Origin of the sequence: Pseudomonas sp. IPO3749 (assembly GCF_013386605.1) — a bacterium.
GTDB classification, from domain to species: domain Bacteria; phylum Pseudomonadota; class Gammaproteobacteria; order Pseudomonadales; family Pseudomonadaceae; genus Aquipseudomonas; species Aquipseudomonas azotoformans_A.
This window is the reverse complement of the sequence record NZ_JACARN010000020.1, coordinates 1-17,959: the sequence shown is the minus strand read 5'-3', so window position 1 is coordinate 17,959 and position 17,959 is coordinate 1. Positions and strand designations below refer to the sequence as shown.

The window sequence follows — 17,959 nt, the reverse complement described above, 5'->3', positions numbered from 1 at the left end:
ATGGAGCCTCACAGCTATCGTGACCAGCCCTCTCCAACGCTGATCCCGTGGTAGGAAAAGTCGTGCAGCAGTTGCTTCCGGCTCAACCGAGCCGGAATCCTGAATACTTGCGAATACGCTTGATACAACATAAAGGGAATCAAGGCCAGTCCGATCCCATACGTTGCAATTGCCACAATGACTCCGGCAGGAATTGCGGCAATACCGATGAGAACCCCACCCCAAAAGCCCCCTCGCGATACATTGCGAATTTCATCAAAATCATACTCAACTGTACCGTTCGGGGTTTCAAACGCTACAACTAACACTGCCGACCTATGAACGCTTTTTACAAACCAAGTTCTTGGAATGTCTCGGGCAAACGCACCGTGACGCTCAAGGTATTTGGGAATGATCAGGTTCTTATAATAAATAATCTTACCAGCCTCATCTACCATACGAACTTTTTTGTAGAGGCGTGCATATTCATCACCTGAGCTGGACTCAAAATTCTTAACAGTGACAGTGACTTTCTTCATCTCTGACATCCTGACTTCCCTTAGTACCTATCCTCTACAGCCACAATGTTTCTCGACCTGGTCGTCCGCAGGGGGCGTCCATGAGGCTTCGCCGACGTCAGGCTTCACTGGCAATCTAGGCAAAACCTTCCGAGGAGGGGTGAGCTCTCCTGCACCAATAACGGCAAAAAACCCATACGATTCAATATATAGATTTGCTCGGACTCAAGCAAACACGGCATACCGTCTCATTTTGAGATGCTGCAATGTCGATTCAAGATGGCTTCGCCACAGCGCTGCGTCTGATTCGTGCCACTAAGGGGCTGACCCAAAAAGATCTGGCGGGCCCGGTGACTGGGTCGCACGTCAGTCAGCTGGAAAGTGGCAAAACCAGTCCGACAGTCAAAGCAGCGGGAGAGCTGGCCCAGGCGCTCGACCTCTCATCCTCTGCCTTATTGGCTGTTGCCGTGGCCGCTGACTCGAAGGCCACCCCCAAGGACGTGTTGCTTAGGGCAATCAGCGAACTCGAAATCCTTGGGCTGGCTGATCAGATCCCGTCTGCCGCACAGGCGATGGACACTCAACATCCGACCAGCGTTCGAGCTGCGGCGACTCGCGCTCAAGTCCAGGCACTGAAGAGTCAGGGTCTGAGGCAAGTCGATGTCGCTGAAGAATTGGGAATTCCAAAAACTACGGTTCAGCGGCACTGGCACTGAAGATCCAGGCCTCCTGCATCACGTGTAGAACGCCAGTTGATCCAAGGTAAGGATGACCTGGAGCGCCTTGACGAGCGTGTAGCTCTCACTGCCTGCATCACCATGGCCCACTAGGTGCCTGGAGACAGTACCTTCAGTGAGGTTGTCCGGGTCGTAGCTGGCGAACATGTAGTTGAGCAGATAACGGTTAAATTCTGTGGTGAGGAACAGGGTTCCGGGGCCTCCGGTGCGTTTTTCTGCGCTCTCAATTGCAAAAGCAAGAAGCGCCTTGGTCTTGCCGGCCTTGCCGGTGTGAGCACGATACGCCAGGTTCAAAATGCCTTCGATCTCAGTCACCAGGACTTTGATGGCCGCGATCGGTCTGCCCTGAAGAAATGCCTCGACGCCTTCCTTCAGCAACGCTTCTTTGACTGCGAAATGCGGTTTGGCCAACCAACGGGAGAGCATGTGATCAAGCCGCGCGCGGTCAAACTGGGCGACAATCGATGACTCGACTTCGTCCATGGCAAGACCGCCCGCGTGATGAGCAAGGATGTCGGTGAATTCTCGGTGGAGAATCTCAGTAAATGGAAACCACCCTTGGGCCATCAGCCGATCCAAGCTCTCAGGATTGCCAACAGCTTCGTAGAGGTGCCGGAAACTGAGCTGCCTGTAGAGCCGCGCCAATTCTCGGCTAAAGGCGTCCACATCTAACTCACCCGAGAGGTTCATATCGAAGGCCAGCCCGAACCCCCAACCCTCCCGCATTAGACAAATCACCTTGTCCTGTCTGCCAAACTCAACGCATGGGAACTCCATGGTGAGCATGTCCGCGATTTCATGCTGAAAGACGGCTGCCCCCTCGATCACGTTGCGCGTTACGACGCACTGCATGGCTACCGCTGCGGTATCCAGCCAAAGCTCGGTAGTTTGATCAGGTTTGAGAATCAGCAGGACAACCTTGAAACTACCGATATCAATGGCTGCTAGCGAGTTGTCGCCGCAAGCCCGGATCATGCCGGCAACCGACTCAGCTATACGGTGGAAACCAGGTTCATCGGAGGTAATGGCCAGGCGCGTGAAGATCTTGGCCTGCTGGCCTTTGCCTGCAGTTTCGGCTGCAAACCCAATGTGATCCTCTACCTGAGCAAACCGAAGAGGCTCGCCTCTGTTCCCACTACGTCCCACTGGCAGCGGTGCATCGTTACTTTCGTGCACGTCTGATGTCATTTCTGCTTCCCTAAAAGATCATGCTCGGCGTGTCACCGAACAGTTCAGAAAATGCCTCTGACGACTTTGGACGCCGGCTAGAAGTCAGAAGCGCTTCACGTTATCACCGTGCACAGCATCTGCTTGAACTTGACTGCCGTAGTCATCAATGGCGTTTCAATTCTGAGCTGCCCTCCGCCCTGCCGCATCCGCGCTGGACTGCGTCAAAGCGTCTTGGCTCGAAGCTGCACGTTTCGCCGCCAATGCCTTACGCATCCACTCACCTGCAGAATCGAATTCTCTCATCATGGCAGCGAACTCATCATCACTCAGAACCATGGATATGCGGTCTTGCTTCATGGCACCTCCCCGGTGGCCTGGGTAGATCGGGTCAGCTAATTCACTGCCCCGCTCACGCTCCCACATCTGCCCCTAAGAGGGCATCACGCAGAGTCGGCGGCGCTGCATGTTCAGTGACGAGCCGGCGCAGCAAGCACTGACTCAGGTGCCAACGAAGTCGAGAACGCATTTCGACGCACAGTTCTAACAGTCCGAAGTCGCCATCAGGCCAGCATCCCAGCAACGCCTCCCGCAAAACCGGAAGGGCTTGATGCCCGTCAGTGCTGTAATACAAGCGGGTCAAATCGTCGAAGCCAGAACTGCGCTTGTAGCCCGCCAATGCCTGACTCAGAATCTCGCCCAGAGAATCCCCGTAGACCTTCCAAGCCATCTCCCACATCAGTTTCTCTACATCACCATCCAACTCAAAACCTCACGCCTACTTCGTCACCCCCATCGCGCGGCTTTCAACCGAGCCCAACCATTTACCCAGTCCCTGGACGATCAATCATGCATGTGGAATTCGATCTCAACCGAAACGATCTAGAAGCCCTTCTACGACACTGTGAAGCGTTCATGCCTGAAAGCGGCGACCCTCGCGAGGATCAGCGCTTGGCAGACGCGCTAGAGGCTCTGGAGGAAGCCCTGCGGGAGGCTAACGCATCACGATGATTCTCGGGGCTGACACAGCAGATCAATTTATCGATAACCAGGGCTAACGCTGCCAACCCCACTGGCTGAAAAGGCAGGGTGAGCTTACCAACATAGCCGGCGTTGGATGAGACGGGGCAATTCCAGGCGGAGCGATTCACTTAAAAAATGTGGATATCTCGGTCATTTGTTTTCAAAGCGTAAGCAGGGCCTACGGCCCTAAGAACCGATCCCCCTGAGCACCCCAGCCCTGCCTGGCGGCAAGGCAACCTAAAGGCGACAAACCGAAAAGCAAAATCCGGTAAGCCAGGCCATCACGTCGCGCCTAGATCCTGCATCGGCGGTGGTGCAGGCACCCTAAAAAATTTTTGCTCTCAAATAATAAAACTCCGTCGCGCAAAAAAATTTCAAGGGTACCCCTTTTCAGACTTGTGACACACATCACAGATATCCAGAATTATCTGCGCTTTTCCGGGTAATCTCGGGCTGGCATCCGACTGGGAGCCGCCCGAGCCTTCGCTGCCGTCTAGAGGTCGTGCGGTAGCGGAATGTGATGGTTGGATAGCGGATGTTGCCCGCCTCAAAGCGCGTGACCAACCTCAGCCACAACGCAGTTCTTTGCAACAAGCGCTTACTCTCGTTTAGGAGCCCATGTAGATGGACATGATGCGGTTCAACGATTTTTACCTTCGCCTGTATCGAGCCGAGCCTGAGCAGGATGGCCAGGCATTGCTGGATGAGTTCTATGCGCTGTGGCGAGAAGCGGAACAGTCGGGCGTGGACGCTGAGACACTTCTGGAGGAGGCAAAAGGATGCCTTCGCAAGATGGCCACCCCCGAATGGTTTGTGCGGGCAGCCTGCGATTGGATCGGCAGCAAGGGGCATTACAGGCTTAGCAAGGCATTGACCCATGAGGTCGCCGTCCAATACTTCCAGCACCCCAAGTTGCTGAGGTTCACGCTGTCCGGTTATTCAGAAAAATGCTCCGCCATAGTAGCTCGTCGATTGTGCGCGCTGGATGCGCCGGTAGTCGTCACTCTGGGTTGGGTTTTGAGCATGAACGAAGACCTCGCCCATAGCCCTCTGATTTCGAGCACCACGGCCACGGTCTTAGGATTTCTAGCGGTCGAGCACCCGGCCACCTGTAAGCGCCTGCTGGAGGTAGAGTCCTCTCCGCTTGTCGATTCGCCGCTCGCCCTGCACTTCGCCGAAAGGCTGACCTCCGAACTCCGTGAGCTGGAGGCCCTGCCACACCTCGCTGAACTTCAAATGCCATCAGAGATGCGCCGAAGCTTCCGGTACATGCGCCGAAACGAAAGTCGAGCGGTGACCGAGCAGGCCCGAGGTGATTCCTTCCTGGCCGATATGTTCATGCTGTCTGAACACTTCAAGTACTCCCACCAAGTGGCCGTGGAGTACCAGAATGATCAGGGAACCGTAGAGACGATGATCCCAATGTTCACACACGAAATGAGCGTGGAACTGCCTCAGACTTGGACTGCCGATCCGCTCTTCTACAGCCATTTGGTGCATCAATTATGGGAGGAACCTAGCCAATGAGTATCCAGTTGGTTCTTTCGCATTATCTGTCTGGGCTTCGCGAACGCGACGAACTGGATGCCCTCCTTCCGGATCTTCTCCGGGCCATGGGCCATTCGGTGCTGAGCCGTGCCCAGGTGGGTGTGAATCAGGGGGGCGTCGACGTGATGTCGACCAAAGAGAATGCCCAAGGTGAGCCCGAGGTCTTTCTGTTCGTGATCAAGTTCGGAAATGTAAGCCGGAACGACTTCTACGGCTCTCAGCAGGCCATCCTGCCCTCCATCCGCCAGGCGTCGACCGAGTACGTCCGGAACCGAGTGCCAGAACCCTTGCAGGCGCTGAAAAAGCGCGTCGTCCTGGTTTCCAACGGTATCCTGAAGCAAGACGCGCAGTCGGATTTTTCTGCGCTGTCGAAAGAGGTGACGGAATTCTCACCGCTGTGCTCGCTGGAATTCTGGGGCATGGATCAATTGAGCCCGTTCATTGAGCAGTATCTTTTCGACGATGCGCTGTTACTAGACAATGGAAAGTCTGACCTGAGGGCTGCGCTGGCCGGCCTGGAAGACACGCAGGCGTCATTCACTCGGTTCGTGCGGTTCGTGGATGACTGCATGCCCCCCCTGGCAGATGACTCGGACGTGTCCGAAAATTCGCGCCGGAACCGCTTCCATAAACGCGCGGCTGCGGCTGCGGTGGGGTGGGCCGTGCTGCTCGTGTGGGGCGAAAGCGAGGGGAACCAGAAGCCTGGCGTCCTCGCGGGTGAATACCTCTTGCTGCGACTGTGGGGCGAATCGATCACCCTGGGCCTACAGACCGACGCTCACTTCCTGAAGCGATTCGAAACGCTTGCCAAACTTCATGCCGATACCCTGCAGCGGTACTACGAACGAGTAATGCCGTCGCTTCTCAACCGTCGGAATGTCCTGCGGTACCGCCCAGATCATGTGCTCTATATGGACTTGGTATGCGACGAGCTTGGCCGATTGGGCACCGCCCTTCTGCTGCTCCTGGCAATGAAAGCAGATCAGGCAGCTGTCGTAGCGCTGCACGGAAAACTCGTGTCTTTCATCAATGCTCACAACGGCTGCCTTTTGCCGGTGTACGACGGCCAGGCCATCGACCTTTCGCTCGCCATGGCCGCAATCATGGCCGCAGGGGATGTCACCAGCACCCAACTCATCGTACGAGAGTGCATTGATCGTTTTGAAACGGGACTGGAGCAGAACAGGGTCATGCCGGTGGATACCGATGATCTCGAAGATGCCATGGCGTTGCACTATGGGAAGGAACCCCGGAGAGAAGAATTCTTCAAAACCTCGACCTTGGTGCCACTGCTGGGAACCATGGCCGCCCTGTTGAGGGATCAAGAAGGTCTTGATCAACTATCTACGATGATTGTTCCGAAGCTGGAGCGAGTGACCAAGGAGCGGTGGTTCCCTCAAAAGGCACTGCAGACGCTGACGAGCTCCGGGGCCTATGTGAACGCCATTGGTGTGTCGCGCAGCGTGACTGACTTCAGACAGACGCCGGCAGAAGAAGTCGAAGCCTCGCTGAAAGTGCCGAGCCACGCCGCTGTCCCAGAGGATTTCGCGTGGCACAACACGCCTTGGGAAGTGCTCATAGCGATTTCGGCGAGGCTGCACCGCCACCCACTGCCCACGTGGTACCTCGCAAAGCTCGCCGGAGTTCAGAGCGCTGCCACAATAACTTCTCCCTGATCGACCTCCCTCGTCAGGGGTGGCGGGGGCACACCGGGACTAAACGTAAATTGGGCAGTTCTGGGATTCTATACGTATCGAGCCCCTCACCTTTGCAGCTTGCAGGAGCCCCGCCTTGATCACTCAATCGACAGACTCTTCATCCCTGTGCATCTACTGCGATGGCCCTGGGCCCTTCTCTGACGAGCATGTCATCAGCGCGGGGCTTGGAGCTGACGACAGTCGCTTCATGCTTGTTGATATGGTGTGCCGGCGTTGCAACACGGACGTCTTTGGCAACTTGGAGCGGGAGGTACTGCGCAGCTCCCCCATTGGCTTCGCTCGCGCCTTCATGCAGCCGCAAGGCCGCGACCGGGGCAAGCACACCACGGCGCCAGGCATACAGGCCCAACATAAGCAGATGGCTAATGGATCAGGATATCCGGATGAAATTGACTTCGGCCAGCACGCGAAACCGATAGTCCTCCCGCAACTGAAGATAACCGGTGACAAGACATTTGATTCCACCGCCGCAGGCCCGGGCGAACTGCGCAGCTTCGTCACGTCACTCTCCACCCTGCTTCAAAACGATCAAGTTACCTGCATTCGCAAGCGGGGGCCTGAGCACGAGCTGCGGTACGAAGCGATCACCTTGCTTCGCTCAGGTGAGACATACACTCAAGAGGGTGGGTCAAGGTTTGAGGGTAAGCCTCCTCGGGAATGCTTATGGTTGGAACGTTACGACGACACCCGCACGAAAAGTCTGATCCCTGCTGCTACGATCTTTCGTAACCTGAACGGGAGCATCGTGCTCAAGACCTCAAGCGCCACAGTCGAGGGCGCCCTCAATTTTTTTACCCGTGCCGTCGACCAGTTTTCATTCGATACCCAGGTTACGAAGGACATAGAGGGCCCCATCGTATCAGTCAGGATGACAGTGACTGTCGGCGTGATAGAACGAGTGATTGCGAAAATAGGCATCAACTTGCTGGCCTATTATCTAGGGCGGGATTACGTAGCCGATTTCGGATTTCGGAAGATTAAGGACGGAATACTGACCGGGACACCGCCTGTAGACGGCCAAATCTTCGAGGATGTTGCGGTGAAAGCGATGCTCGACGCAGCTCCTGACCATCACCACGTGATCTTTCTCAGCATAGTTAGTCAACCCGGAGGGCGAGCAGCGATTATCTTGGTGGCAAAGCTGTACGGCGTGGCTCACATTATTTGCTTAGCGCGAGATGTCCCAGAGCCTGACCTGCCGTTTCCCGTGTTTTTTCTAGTCGACTACTTCAATCACAAGGTCAAGCAGCAATCGCTGATTGAATACAGCGAGTGCCTTGCTGAAATGGGCATCAAAAAGGCCGAAGCCCGCTATGGATCAACACAGTGATCGACTTGGATCAACGCAGGCCGATGGCCCCCCTCCGAGAAGTCTGCGGCGTTAAATGCAGATCCCGTGATCAATTCGCATGAGCATATTGTGAGCATCTGAGTAACCAGCGGGCGTGTGGAGCAGTGTGCAAGGTGCCTGATGGCCAAGTCCAGACACCGGCCTTCTAAGCCAACGTTGCGATTTGTTCCGATCCTTAAATACGCCCTGCGCGACCGAAAGAATTTGCTCACATCGGCCCAGGAAGCAACGATGCCTGGCACTCCAGCAGCCTGTTTGCGAGCACGTGCATGTCGCAACAATTCTTGGGGCATTCATGATTACGCCTTATCTAGCTCTGGGCTCTAGCACGGGTCAACCTCGCATACCGATTCACAGTTTCACCATCGATGAGTTCTATTCTGAGTAGGTCGTCCAGGGTGACCCCCATCGCATTCAGAACCGTTGTAGGTAGCTCGACGATAAGATCACCCGTTTCATCTTCAGTACCATGGCACTGCACCGTCATAGGCACTGGCTCGTTCATAACGTCACTCTCTAGATTGCGCTCAACCTTACCCCTCAACCCAGTCCTATCCTTCAGGCGTCCAGGAATTCCATTGCTGTCACTGAGAACGGCGTAACTACGACATAATGGTCAGCACCTGAAATGCTGCGAAGAAGGGTCATGCCATGTTTCTGCACGACTTGAATGACCCGTGGGGTTACCACGGTCATGCCGTCTAATGATGCCCCTGAGCGATCACAGTACACTGAGCCTGTGTACTGAGAGCCCACGGGGGCAGCGTGCATCAGAAACGCGTCGATGATCACCCCCCAGTCGTAGGACTTCGCAGCCTCAACCTCCAGAGGAACATCGGATATAAGTGTTGTGTTCATTGGGCTGTTACCACAGCACGCTCCATCATCATTAAAAATCCACTATTTTCCGAGGATCGAAACCGCACTCTTCCTTCGGATAACCTCTCTGATTGCTGATCAACCTGCACCCGGAGAGCTCAACATCAACCGAATGGTGCGTATGGCCGAAAATCCATGCGTCAACTCGGTCGACCATGGCATGCCATGCGTTGCAGTACGAGGCGTTCAGATGACCCTCATGCTCGCTGTCGCAGACTTCAGGAATGGGCGCATGATGGCTGATCACGACAGTCTTGCCGGTGAACGGCTTGTCCAACTCGGCAGATAGCCATTGCTTCGCCTCGTGATTTCTGTGGGCCACATCGTCCGGGCGCAGCCGACGATAGTTTTGACCAGTGCGTATGGTGCGATAGTCGGTCATCGTCGATCGCGCTACTGACATCGCAGCAATCACGTCGCCGGTGGAACTGAAATCCGTCCAGCCCGTTGTTCCCAAGAATCGAATCCCACCCGCTACGAATGTCTCGTTTTCGAGCACATGCACATGGCTCTGCGCGGCGGCGCGCGCTTTCACAATTGTCCGGTCGAAGTGGCCTGAGTAAAACTCGTGATTGCCTAGCACATAGAGGACATCGCAGCTGAATGTCTCATTGGCCCAACGGACGCCCTTGTCCAACTTATGTATGTCACCGGCAAGCACCACCAGATCCAGGCTGCCTGGGGCGAATGTAGGGGGTTGGAAGCCAGTAAACTCCAAGTGCAGGTCGGACAGGATGTACAACCGCATAGGCCTCTCTTAAGTCGATTTAAGCGTAAATTGATCTCCCCACTCCTCTCAACCGGAGACGCGGCGATGTCTCTCGCACGTCCAAAAAATTTCACCGGAGCATGCCTTGAACGAAGGCATCATAGCCGAGCAGTTCGTATAAGCACAACCTGCGCTATTTATCAGAACCAACAGCGTGTGGCTCTATCCTGACTTTTCGGACGACCATGACGCTGAAAAACGAGATAGGTGCTGCGCTTAGGGCAGTGCGACAGCAGCGCGGGCTGAGCTACGAAGAGCTCAACGAGTCGACCTTTCGAACTACGCTCAGCTCGATCGAGCGTGGTAAATCCAAGCTCACGGTAGAAAAGCTTTCCTCCCTCGCCGAAGCGCTGGATTTCGACCTCATCGCTTTCTTGGCCTTGTGTATTTCGCTTGAGCGCGGCCAGTCACCCGATGATGCCATTGCTGTCGCCCAAGGCGAACTGGATCGGTTCAAAGCCGCTGGCGGTGTGGCGCTTCTTCATCAGCAGATAAAGGACGGTGAGCTGGTTTCTAGATCAAAGGGCAAGCCGGCGAATACGGAAAACAAAGCGGCAGTATTGCGAATGAAGGCGGAGGGCAAGACTCAAGCCGAGATCCGACGACTGCTGGGGCTCTCGCGATCGACGGTGAGTCAATACTGGCACTCAGACTCCTGAGGTGAGCTTGCTCAGCGTCTCGGTCGTTTGGTATTCCATTGACGGGTAATCGTTAAAACAGTGCCAGCATAGTTAAAGCAGGAGGCTGCTCGGCGTTTATGGAGCTTCCTGCATATAGATAAATTCAAAGGGAAGGCTAACCCTCCCTTTGTCTGATCATCTCGCCATGGTGTTCACTTCACCAGTATTTGAAAGCAGATTCAGCGCAGCCAGGAGTCAACGGTCTCCGCACCATACTGCTCTTTCCAAGCCTTCAGACCTTTGTGGTTTCCACCCTTTGTTTCGATTAATTCGCCCGTATTAGGATTTTTGTAGACCTTAACGGCTCGGGCTTTACGAGTAGGAATGTCGGACGAAATGCTTTTGACTGAGGTGGATGCGGAGCGCGGGTCAAGCCCAACAGGCAAAAGGCATCAATCTACAATGCGCTGAATACCGTAGCGTCTCCCGAAGCAAGCCCGTTCTCAAAGTCGATGTTTATAGTGGTGGCTATTACGTGGCATAAAGTGGCTAAAATCTACCCCGCTACCTGGTGGATCGCCTGGCGCTGGAGTGTGTCTCCATGCTGCCCAGCTCAATCTGAGGGCGTCAGGGCCGTCGGCCTATCGTTCATCTGCGGTAGGCAGTCGTTCACAGGATACTTACTGCAGGTAAGCTACATGGATCAGCAGGTTGCGCTAAAAATGATCGCCGAGAAGGCCTATGATGTCGGCTACTCTGCCAAACTTCACTTCTCCACCTACGACATCGTTGAAAAAGCTCCAGGGTGGATTGGTCTGATCTCCTTGGTGATCGGCGTGCTAGCGCTCTACATCGATCTCTTGGCAGCAAAGCATGTCTCTGCCCTAATCACGGTTATCGGCATCTGTAGCCTCTACGTCACCTATTACGCCGATACCAAAGAGCAATATTTTCAGACTGGAAACAAGCTGACTCAATTGCTTGATCAGCTGAAGGGCATGTCGGCTCGCTGCAAAGCCAACCTGCAGTTCACTGCCGTCGATCAAGCCGAACTAGATCAAATCACCACTGAGTTCCGGTCGGCCTGTCAGAGGAAGCACATTCTGTTTTCGGGCTGGCTAGCTCACAAAAAGTTCTTCTGGGATCACCAGATCGACTGGATCGCTGAGCACCGTGAATTTAGGCTCTTCAGGGACAAGATCCCGTTTTCCGTATATGCCCTCATTGTAGTGATGCTGATCGCTCTTGCCGGCTGGTCATGGCTTGTCACGCATCCGGAGCTTCTCCTCTCGCTGAAGGAAGTCTGCGCCCATGAGTAAAGAGCTTTTCGAGCAGTTACGCAGAAACCTGGCAGTTAAAAATGCTGACGAGATCTCCAAAAGCTACCGGCAGATCACTGAGAAGCTCAACGGAAAATACTACGACAGCACCTCAGAGACCCTGCACTGCCGCCAGGTCGGATCGTATGGTCGACATACCGCAGTTCATGGAGTGAGTGATCTGGACATGGCGTTCGTGCTGCCGTGGTCGGTGTACGATCGCTTCCAGCGCTACGAGAACAACAAGCAATCGTCACTGCTCGGTGAGATACGTCTAGCCCTGAAGGAGCGCTTCCCGAACCATGAGGTCAGGGCTCAGCAGCAGGTGGTGTCGATAAACTTCACGGACTACGTAGTTGAAGTGCTACCTGCGTTCGAGCATGAAGATGGCAGTTACACCTATCCGGATGCGAATGATGGAAGTAGCTGGAAAAGCTGCAACCCGGTCGCTGAAATTGATGAGATCAATGAGCTAAACCAGGCCAAAAACCATAACCTGAAGCGCCTCTGCAAAATGTTGCGGGCCTGGAAGAATGACCATGGCGTGCCCCTAAAAGGGATGATGATCGACACCCTGTGCTACCAATTCCTCAAGAGCACCACGGACTACGACGCCAAGTCCTATTCTGCCTACGGCGAAATGACTCGGGACTTCTTCGCATACCTGGTGGATATCGACGAGGACAAGGAGCAATGGCGTGCTCCCGGAAGCGGCTCGATCGTCGTGAAGTCTGGTAGCTTCCACCCTAAAGCCAAGAAGGCGCTGAGACGCTTGCAGGAGGCTCTGGACGATGCTGGGGTAGCCCATGAGCGATGGAGTACGGTCTTTGGCGAGCATTTCCCAGAGTACGTAGAGCAGGAAAAGCAGCAGGCATTAGCGGAAAACCGCGTCAAAAATGGCGAAGAGTTCATTGGCCGGAAATTCAGCCTGGACATCCAGTACACCCTTCGTATCGATTGCTCGGTCAAGAACGAGGGCGACCGGCTTCGCAACCTCATGTCTCGCGTCATGACCTACCGGATTCCGAAGCAGCGTGAGCTGACATTCTGGGTCGCCGAGATCGATGTGCCGCCACCTTATAAGATCTACTGGAAGGTGAAGAATCTCGGCCCACAGGCCATTGAGCGGGACATGATTCGCGGGGAAATTCGGATTGACAGCGGCCACCATCAAATCACCGAGCACTCAACCTTCCAAGGCGACCATTACGTGGAATGCTATGCGGTGAAAGACAACGTGTGCGTTGCCCGTAGCCGAATCATCGTGCCAATCTGAATATGATCGTCAGGAAAAAAGCGCTTCCCTGGAGCTGGCATGAGAGGTCGTAGTGACTGACCTCTCGCTGGTTGCTTACTTAAACAACGCTTCGGTAAGGGTCACGAATGTTATTGCTGATTGGGCGACCTCATGAAACGCATGGGCCTTGCCCAGCCAATCTGTCTGTCCCAGCGCCACGCCGGCAGCAACGACGGTACAACCCAAGAACGTTGCACCACCTTTCATCAGCCAGAGCCGACGCCAGAAAGCGGTTTGCCCGGCAAGGGTTTTCTCATGCTTCCGAAAGTCTCCCCCTACCGCGTACACGATCAGCCCCATAACGATTCCGAGGATCGCTGCAAGCCACTGCGTTAGAGGAAACGCGAGTAGCAAGGAAATCACACGACCCGGCCACACCAGCTTGTCGGCATAGCGCTGCGCAGCAATTTCTCCCTCACTGGCGAACCTCGGGCTATATTTCCTAAACATCAACATGACTGATTCCTTCTGGACAGGCTACCTGGGATCGAACCTCGGCACGATATCAAACCGGCAACTGAGAGAGCATCCCAAGGCATAACCTGATATTACCGGCCTCAATCCGCACGGCCTGGAGTAGCTCCTCAGCAACACCATGGCTATGCAAGAATGCGTCTCAGCTTGCGCTGCTCGTTGCAGCGAATCTGTGGAACACAGGAAGTCACGAAAGCGTATGCGATCGCGGGGAGGCAGCATGAGGCAATATGAAGCAAATAACGTCGACGAGTTAAACCAGATCATCGTGAGCTTCGGTGAGGATGTTTTGTTTCGTGGCCAGACCTCTCATTACGGTGAGGCAGGAGCCCCCTCAATCGGGACGTCCTTCGATAGAAAGGGTTGTATACCGAGCGAAATGCTCAAATGGTGCCGCTACTCCCAAAGCGTGTTGGATGCATATATCGCTCAACATCGAGCAGACTTTGGCTTTCAACAGGCCCTCCTTCAGCACTACGGATGGCGTTCGTTTTACGTGGACTGCACCTCTAGCCCAGCTGTAGCTGCCTGGTTTGCCAGCCACAAATACACTGAAGCGATTACTCTGGAGCTCTGCGAGGACTGTGACGAGCGGGCGGTGATGGTCAGAAAGCGCATGGCCCGGTATGCACCTATGATCGGCACTGGCCATCTGTATGTACTCGATAAGCACGCCGCTAATAATGTAGGCCTGGTCAACTTGGCTATGTTGACCGTTGAGGGCTATAGGCCCCGAACTGTGGCTCAGTCAGCTTGGCTTCTCGGCCCTCTGCACAATCCGATCCCACAGAATTGCTTTCTCGCACAAATCACTGTCCCGAGCGATGTTTTGCAGGCATATGCCACTGCCCGTGGTTTAACCGACACAAACACGCTCTTTCCCTCCCCCGCCGAAGATCCGATCTTGAGATCACTGCTAGGCTTGCCGTGGGAGGAGATCAAATCTGAAGCAAGCCTCAAAAATCTGCCTGCGTTCAAGCGAACACTAGAGCTCCCGGAATACCATCCAAGCGTTGTAAAAATCGCAGGAGCCCAAACGGCGTTCTATCGTGGTGCGAAGATTCTGGATACCCAAGACTCAATTGATGGTAATCCTCACAGCGGAATTTTCGTCGAAACTCCGGACATGGTGCTATATGGCTCAGCCGACCCGAATAAGCCCCTTCGCTTCCCTAAGATCGAGAAGCTAATCAACGAAAATGGCACGGTAGCTTTCGAAGCAGACACGCTGATCAAGCACCCAACCCTCGATCACCTGACGCTCTACCAGAAGGGCGTCGGTGTCATACCTCGCGGGCCCGACCTATTCGAGGTTTGTGAACTCACCGTCAAACACCCAGGACTCCGTCTAACCGGCGCTGGCTTCATCACGGGCTGGACATATCGGAGGCAGGCAAACGGAGTATGGACACGGGAAGAGAAGTCCACAGATTGCTCATGCGGCAATACCATCGTCCATGCACAGCACATCAGCGCACTGCACATCGCCGAAGAGTTCCTGAGGGATCCAAAAGGCTTTGAGTGACGAAACTCGTACACTCAGCGGTGCCGATCAGTAAAAAGCACGGACAGTTAGCCTCGAAAATGTAGAGATGAATCTCGACTTATTGCTATAACCGACTCACTACGCTGCCGCAGCCAGGCAGCGGTATGCGCATAAGGATTTGTATGGCCGGTATCAAGATGACCCATGCCTTTGACAAAAAAGGCGTCAAATGGGCTGCAGACACCTATGCCAAGGGCATGGGTACAGCTCCTCTGAACTGTGAACGGTGCGACGCCACAGTAATTCATGTCAATTCCTTCACTCGGGACTGCTACGACAACCCCTCTAAGGTTCGTGCCTTCTTCCGCCTGCAAGCGAATGGAGTGCATGGCCCTAACTGTCGCTTCGGCGTTGATAAGCAAATTGTTGAGCTCGCCAGCATCTCCGACGGCCTGGTCGAAAGCGTCCAGAAAAACCGCTTCCGCATGCGCCTGGTCGCGGTGACAGAAGAATTGAAAGCAACTGCTAGGCGGCTCAAGGAAGATGACGGTGGCGAGAGACCCCCTACTGCCTCCAGAACCTACACACCATCATCCAACCGGCTGTCTTCCTATATCAATACCGCACAGCGCGTCCTCAGATTGCGCGCGATGTGCGACGAAGACGCTGACATCGAGGAGCACCTGGAACTAGTGTTTGCAGGCAATACCGTTGGCTGGAACCAGTTCTACTTCGACCACGCCCGGCAAATGGAGGCCCACTACGCCGTCTCCAAGAGTTCGACACAGTACCCAATCGCCATCCAAGGGCGCGTCGGTAAAATCAAGCGGGGCGTCAAGGACGATCCAACGCTCAATGTCATGAACCTCGAACGACTAAAGGTCACCCAGGATCCCAACGAACCCACAAACGGTATAAGCCTCGAAGTGGGTGTGTGGGCGGCCAAGGCAAGCTGGTTTGATGGGCTAAGCGAGAACGACGAGGTCATTATCTTCGGTCTGTGGAAAGCCCCTACCCCGACCCAGACAAAGGCCACCAAGGAGGGTTTTTTTAAGACATTCACTAATCGGCGCCTCACCCTGACGCTGGCCTTGAAATCCCAGATCGCCAAAGTCTGACGACCAGCAGCACAACCATGCGGAAAAAAACCATTCCAGGGGTTGCAAATAAATTCGTCCGAACACTCCGTGCCTGCTACCGATGTAGAGGGGTACATGGCAAGCAAGCCTGGCTCAACGCGTCGTCTGCGAGTGTTAGCATTACCAGGACGCCAACATTACGAAGCTTAACGCATGCCTCGCACCCAACAAAACCTCGATAGTCTGCGAGAAACCTTCAGGGAGATCCTAGGGAATCAGAAGCCGCACTATACGGATGCGCGGATCCCTGAGTTGCTATCTTCTTTGGGGCTCGAAGATTGCACTGACTACAGCTCCAAAAGAGAGCATCTTCAGAAAGCAGTTGACGCTTCCAGTGATGCTCAACGGGTGGCTGCTGCTCAGAAAGCCTTGGAGCTGATTGGCTTTGATGTTCATGAACGGGATCAACTGCAAGAGCTGGTATGGGACGATGGGACAGCACCTTTGATCCCTGGTCGCTACCGTCGAGAGCTGGCAGAAAAGCTCAATACCATCGACCTGTACATGGACAGGGCTGCGTTCGAACAGGTACTCAGCGAGTTCTGGCGAATCGACACAATTTCGTTCGCAGACTTGCTCCGACCAGCCCCAACCCTCCGTCAGGAAATTGTGCGTCACTACATCGAAAATCCCGATTGGGATGCGGTGATGCTCTTCGACAAGCTCGGTGCATTTCAATCATCGCACGCCCGGTTAGGCCGATTCGTCGAAGCCCTGGCTTCGTCACGAGTGCTGCCCAGCGAACCCGCTCAGCGAAAATTTATCGGGATCGTCAACGATATCCTCAAAGCATGTGGAGTCCACTTTGTCGTAGGAATGGGAGAGGATGCGTTCCTGACGGCCTCCTTGGCCTACGTGGGATCGGGCAAGCAGTCATCTCCCAAGAACCTCATCTTCGCTTCTACCACGAAGCCCGACCTGCGCCTGGGCAATGCGCTGGACAATGATATCGAAGTCGTCACCGGCATCGAGGATGTCCTGATTTATGACCGCCCTATCGGGAGCTCCGGGCTCCTATGGCGCGATCTGCAGACTTGGTATTCCCAGACCTATGGCATCGATGAAGGCCAGGCCAAAAATCGCCTGTATCACCGCCTGAAAGCTTGCCTGCCGAAATCATCTCCCCCTCAGCGGCTCGCTTTTGAATGCTTCTTCAAAGCCTTCACTACAGCTACTCCTGAGCTTCCGGTCTTGCTGCCCGAGGTCTGGTTTCACTGGGATCCGCAGACGGTCTCACGGCGCGGCAAGGAGGCCTTGCTGAGGTCACGCATGGACTTCCTTCTGCTGCTTCCGGGCGGGGTGCGGGTTGTCGTCGAGGTTGATGGCAAACACCATTATTCTGACCCTGATGGACGCTCAAGCCCCCGCCTCTACGCCGAAATGATGGCCGCTGACAGGGCTCTGAGACTGGTAGGTTATGAGGTGTACCGCTTTGGTGTTCATGAGCTTCAGCAGCCCAATGTCGAGGAGGTGCTCATCGGATTCTATCGCACACTTTTCGCGCGTTACTCGCTGATCACGACGGCTTGATTCAGGGCGTGCACACACCAGCCTGAGGAGGGTGTAAACCAAAAAAATGACGTGTAAACCATCTAGCTTAACAAGTCATTTTCTGGGTTTACAGGTCAAGCTCATCAGACTCGATTCGCGTCCAAAATTGGGTGCCGGCACTCACCGAATTTGCCTCCCGCCCCGCTCCACCTGGCGGACTTTGCTAGCGTGGTGGGTACCCGCTGAATCGGTGTGGACGATCGTCGGATTGCTTAATATTGCCAATAGCGGGCTATTTGCTATTAGTGGTAGCTTTACGCTATTAGCAGGCTCCGTATTTGTCACCTAGGCTGATCAAACGGGCGCCCATTTCTGGAAATTTCTCGCGATACAGGGATGTCATGGTGCGTATTACTAGCCCATCCAACCGGCGTTTTTCAAGGT

Annotated in this window: 17 protein-coding genes and 1 pseudogene; 10 read left to right on the top strand and 8 right to left on the bottom strand. The window is 54.6% G+C overall.

Annotated elements, in window-relative coordinates:
• Window positions 1-14: 14 nt before the first annotated feature.
• Entirely contained in the window at window positions 15-518 is a 504-nt protein-coding gene (locus HX812_RS10365) for a hypothetical protein (protein WP_235165459.1), read from the bottom strand.
• Between the two features lie 245 nt (window positions 519-763).
• On the opposite strand from HX812_RS10365, the gene HX812_RS10360 reads away from it, so the two are divergent.
• Window positions 764-1,213 carry a helix-turn-helix transcriptional regulator gene (locus HX812_RS10360; RefSeq protein ID WP_038847255.1) on the top strand — a complete coding sequence of 150 codons (450 nt, stop codon included), beginning with the start codon at window positions 764-766 and terminating at the stop codon, window positions 1,211-1,213.
• Between the two features lie 18 nt (window positions 1,214-1,231).
• On the opposite strand, the gene HX812_RS32005 is transcribed toward HX812_RS10360, so the two are convergent.
• From HX812_RS32005 to HX812_RS10345, 3 genes are all read right to left on the bottom strand, one after another.
• Window positions 1,232-2,422, bottom strand: coding sequence for a hypothetical protein (locus tag HX812_RS32005; protein ID WP_050572449.1), 1,191 nt, complete (start codon window positions 2,420-2,422; stop codon window positions 1,232-1,234).
• 156 nt (window positions 2,423-2,578) lie between these two features.
• Window positions 2,579-2,761, bottom strand: a complete 183-nt coding sequence (locus HX812_RS10350) for a hypothetical protein (protein WP_038847254.1) — start codon at window positions 2,759-2,761, stop codon at window positions 2,579-2,581.
• 52 nt (window positions 2,762-2,813) lie between these two features.
• Entirely contained in the window at window positions 2,814-3,164 is a 351-nt protein-coding gene (locus tag HX812_RS10345; protein WP_152514727.1) for a hypothetical protein, read from the bottom strand.
• An 884-nt stretch (window positions 3,165-4,048) separates the two neighbouring features.
• Between HX812_RS10345 and HX812_RS10340 the strand changes: the two genes are divergently transcribed.
• From HX812_RS10340 to HX812_RS10330, 3 genes are all read left to right on the top strand, one after another.
• Window positions 4,049-4,951 (top strand): hypothetical protein, encoded by a 903-nt coding sequence (locus HX812_RS10340; protein WP_038847252.1) that lies wholly within the window; start codon window positions 4,049-4,051, stop codon window positions 4,949-4,951.
• Entirely contained in the window at window positions 4,948-6,648 is a 1,701-nt protein-coding gene (locus HX812_RS10335) for a hypothetical protein (protein WP_038847251.1), read from the top strand. Before HX812_RS10340 ends, HX812_RS10335 begins: the two co-directional genes overlap by 4 nt.
• A 115-nt stretch (window positions 6,649-6,763) precedes the next feature.
• On the top strand, window positions 6,764-8,020 hold the full coding sequence (locus HX812_RS10330) for a hypothetical protein (protein ID WP_038847249.1): 1,257 nt from the start codon (window positions 6,764-6,766) through the stop codon (window positions 8,018-8,020).
• Window positions 8,021-8,071: 51 nt separating this feature from the next.
• On the opposite strand, the gene HX812_RS32370 is transcribed toward HX812_RS10330, so the two are convergent.
• On the bottom strand, window positions 8,072-8,338 hold the full coding sequence (locus HX812_RS32370; protein WP_080642398.1) for an MbcA/ParS/Xre antitoxin family protein: 267 nt from the start codon (window positions 8,336-8,338) through the stop codon (window positions 8,072-8,074).
• Between the two features lie 592 nt (window positions 8,339-8,930).
• Complete coding sequence (locus tag HX812_RS10320; protein WP_038847245.1) at window positions 8,931-9,668, bottom strand: metallophosphoesterase; 738 nt, start codon at window positions 9,666-9,668, stop codon at window positions 8,931-8,933.
• Between the two features lie 206 nt (window positions 9,669-9,874).
• Here HX812_RS10320 and HX812_RS10315 point away from each other — a divergent pair, with 206 nt between their 5' ends.
• Window positions 9,875-10,348 (top strand): helix-turn-helix domain-containing protein, encoded by a 474-nt coding sequence (locus HX812_RS10315; RefSeq protein ID WP_038847243.1) that lies wholly within the window; start codon window positions 9,875-9,877, stop codon window positions 10,346-10,348.
• Window positions 10,349-10,548: 200 nt separating this feature from the next.
• Here the strand turns inward: HX812_RS10315 and HX812_RS32255 are convergent.
• Window positions 10,549-10,743: pseudogene (locus HX812_RS32255) on the bottom strand (histone-like nucleoid-structuring protein, MvaT/MvaU family); the annotation flags it as partial.
• Between the two features lie 264 nt (window positions 10,744-11,007).
• Here HX812_RS32255 and HX812_RS10310 point away from each other — a divergent pair.
• Entirely contained in the window at window positions 11,008-11,628 is a 621-nt protein-coding gene (locus tag HX812_RS10310; protein ID WP_038847240.1) for an SLATT domain-containing protein, read from the top strand.
• A complete protein-coding gene (locus HX812_RS10305) occupies window positions 11,621-12,904 on the top strand; it encodes a nucleotidyltransferase (RefSeq protein WP_038847238.1) in 1,284 nt (427 codons plus the stop codon). Before HX812_RS10310 ends, HX812_RS10305 begins: the two co-directional genes overlap by 8 nt.
• Before the next feature lie 75 nt (window positions 12,905-12,979).
• Here the strand turns inward: HX812_RS10305 and HX812_RS10300 are convergent, their stop codons facing one another.
• Window positions 12,980-13,381: a hypothetical protein gene (locus HX812_RS10300; protein WP_038847236.1), complete on the bottom strand. Its 402-nt coding sequence runs from the start codon at window positions 13,379-13,381 to the stop codon at window positions 12,980-12,982.
• A gap of 238 nt (window positions 13,382-13,619) precedes the next feature.
• On the opposite strand from HX812_RS10300, the gene HX812_RS10295 reads away from it, so the two are divergent.
• The 3 genes from HX812_RS10295 (at window position 13,620) to HX812_RS10285 (ending at window position 17,554) form a co-directional block, all read left to right on the top strand.
• Window positions 13,620-14,924 (top strand): FRG domain-containing protein, encoded by a 1,305-nt coding sequence (locus HX812_RS10295; protein ID WP_038847234.1) that lies wholly within the window; start codon window positions 13,620-13,622, stop codon window positions 14,922-14,924.
• Between the two features lie 143 nt (window positions 14,925-15,067).
• Window positions 15,068-16,003 (top strand): hypothetical protein, encoded by a 936-nt coding sequence (locus tag HX812_RS10290; RefSeq protein ID WP_050572447.1) that lies wholly within the window; start codon window positions 15,068-15,070, stop codon window positions 16,001-16,003.
• A gap of 174 nt (window positions 16,004-16,177) precedes the next feature.
• Window positions 16,178-17,554 (top strand): hypothetical protein, encoded by a 1,377-nt coding sequence (locus tag HX812_RS10285; RefSeq protein WP_038847232.1) that lies wholly within the window; start codon window positions 16,178-16,180, stop codon window positions 17,552-17,554.
• The last annotated feature ends 405 nt before the right edge of the window (window positions 17,555-17,959 follow it).

What these genes read in the sequence shown, in the direction of transcription:
- HX812_RS10320 (WP_038847245.1), bottom strand. Translation starts at nt 9,668, where the DNA reads ATGCGGTTGTACATCCTGTCCGACCTGCACTTGGAGTTTACTGGCTTC.
- HX812_RS10295 (WP_038847234.1), top strand. Translation starts at nt 13,620, where the DNA reads ATGAGGCAATATGAAGCAAATAACGTCGACGAGTTAAACCAGATCATC.
- HX812_RS10315 (WP_038847243.1), top strand. Translation starts at nt 9,875, where the DNA reads ATGACGCTGAAAAACGAGATAGGTGCTGCGCTTAGGGCAGTGCGACAG.
- HX812_RS10350 (WP_038847254.1), bottom strand. Translation starts at nt 2,761, where the DNA reads ATGAAGCAAGACCGCATATCCATGGTTCTGAGTGATGATGAGTTCGCT.
- HX812_RS10340 (WP_038847252.1), top strand. Translation starts at nt 4,049, where the DNA reads ATGGACATGATGCGGTTCAACGATTTTTACCTTCGCCTGTATCGAGCC.
- HX812_RS32370 (WP_080642398.1), bottom strand. Translation starts at nt 8,338, where the DNA reads ATGAATGCCCCAAGAATTGTTGCGACATGCACGTGCTCGCAAACAGGC.
- HX812_RS10360 (WP_038847255.1), top strand. Translation starts at nt 764, where the DNA reads ATGTCGATTCAAGATGGCTTCGCCACAGCGCTGCGTCTGATTCGTGCC.
- HX812_RS10310 (WP_038847240.1), top strand. Translation starts at nt 11,008, where the DNA reads ATGGATCAGCAGGTTGCGCTAAAAATGATCGCCGAGAAGGCCTATGAT.
- HX812_RS10300 (WP_038847236.1), bottom strand. Translation starts at nt 13,381, where the DNA reads ATGTTGATGTTTAGGAAATATAGCCCGAGGTTCGCCAGTGAGGGAGAA.
- HX812_RS10285 (WP_038847232.1), top strand. Translation starts at nt 16,178, where the DNA reads ATGCCTCGCACCCAACAAAACCTCGATAGTCTGCGAGAAACCTTCAGG.
- HX812_RS10335 (WP_038847251.1), top strand. Translation starts at nt 4,948, where the DNA reads ATGAGTATCCAGTTGGTTCTTTCGCATTATCTGTCTGGGCTTCGCGAA.
- HX812_RS10290 (WP_050572447.1), top strand. Translation starts at nt 15,068, where the DNA reads ATGGCCGGTATCAAGATGACCCATGCCTTTGACAAAAAAGGCGTCAAA.
- HX812_RS32005 (WP_050572449.1), bottom strand. Translation starts at nt 2,422, where the DNA reads ATGACATCAGACGTGCACGAAAGTAACGATGCACCGCTGCCAGTGGGA.
- HX812_RS10365 (WP_235165459.1), bottom strand. Translation starts at nt 518, where the DNA reads ATGAAGAAAGTCACTGTCACTGTTAAGAATTTTGAGTCCAGCTCAGGT.
- HX812_RS10305 (WP_038847238.1), top strand. Translation starts at nt 11,621, where the DNA reads ATGAGTAAAGAGCTTTTCGAGCAGTTACGCAGAAACCTGGCAGTTAAA.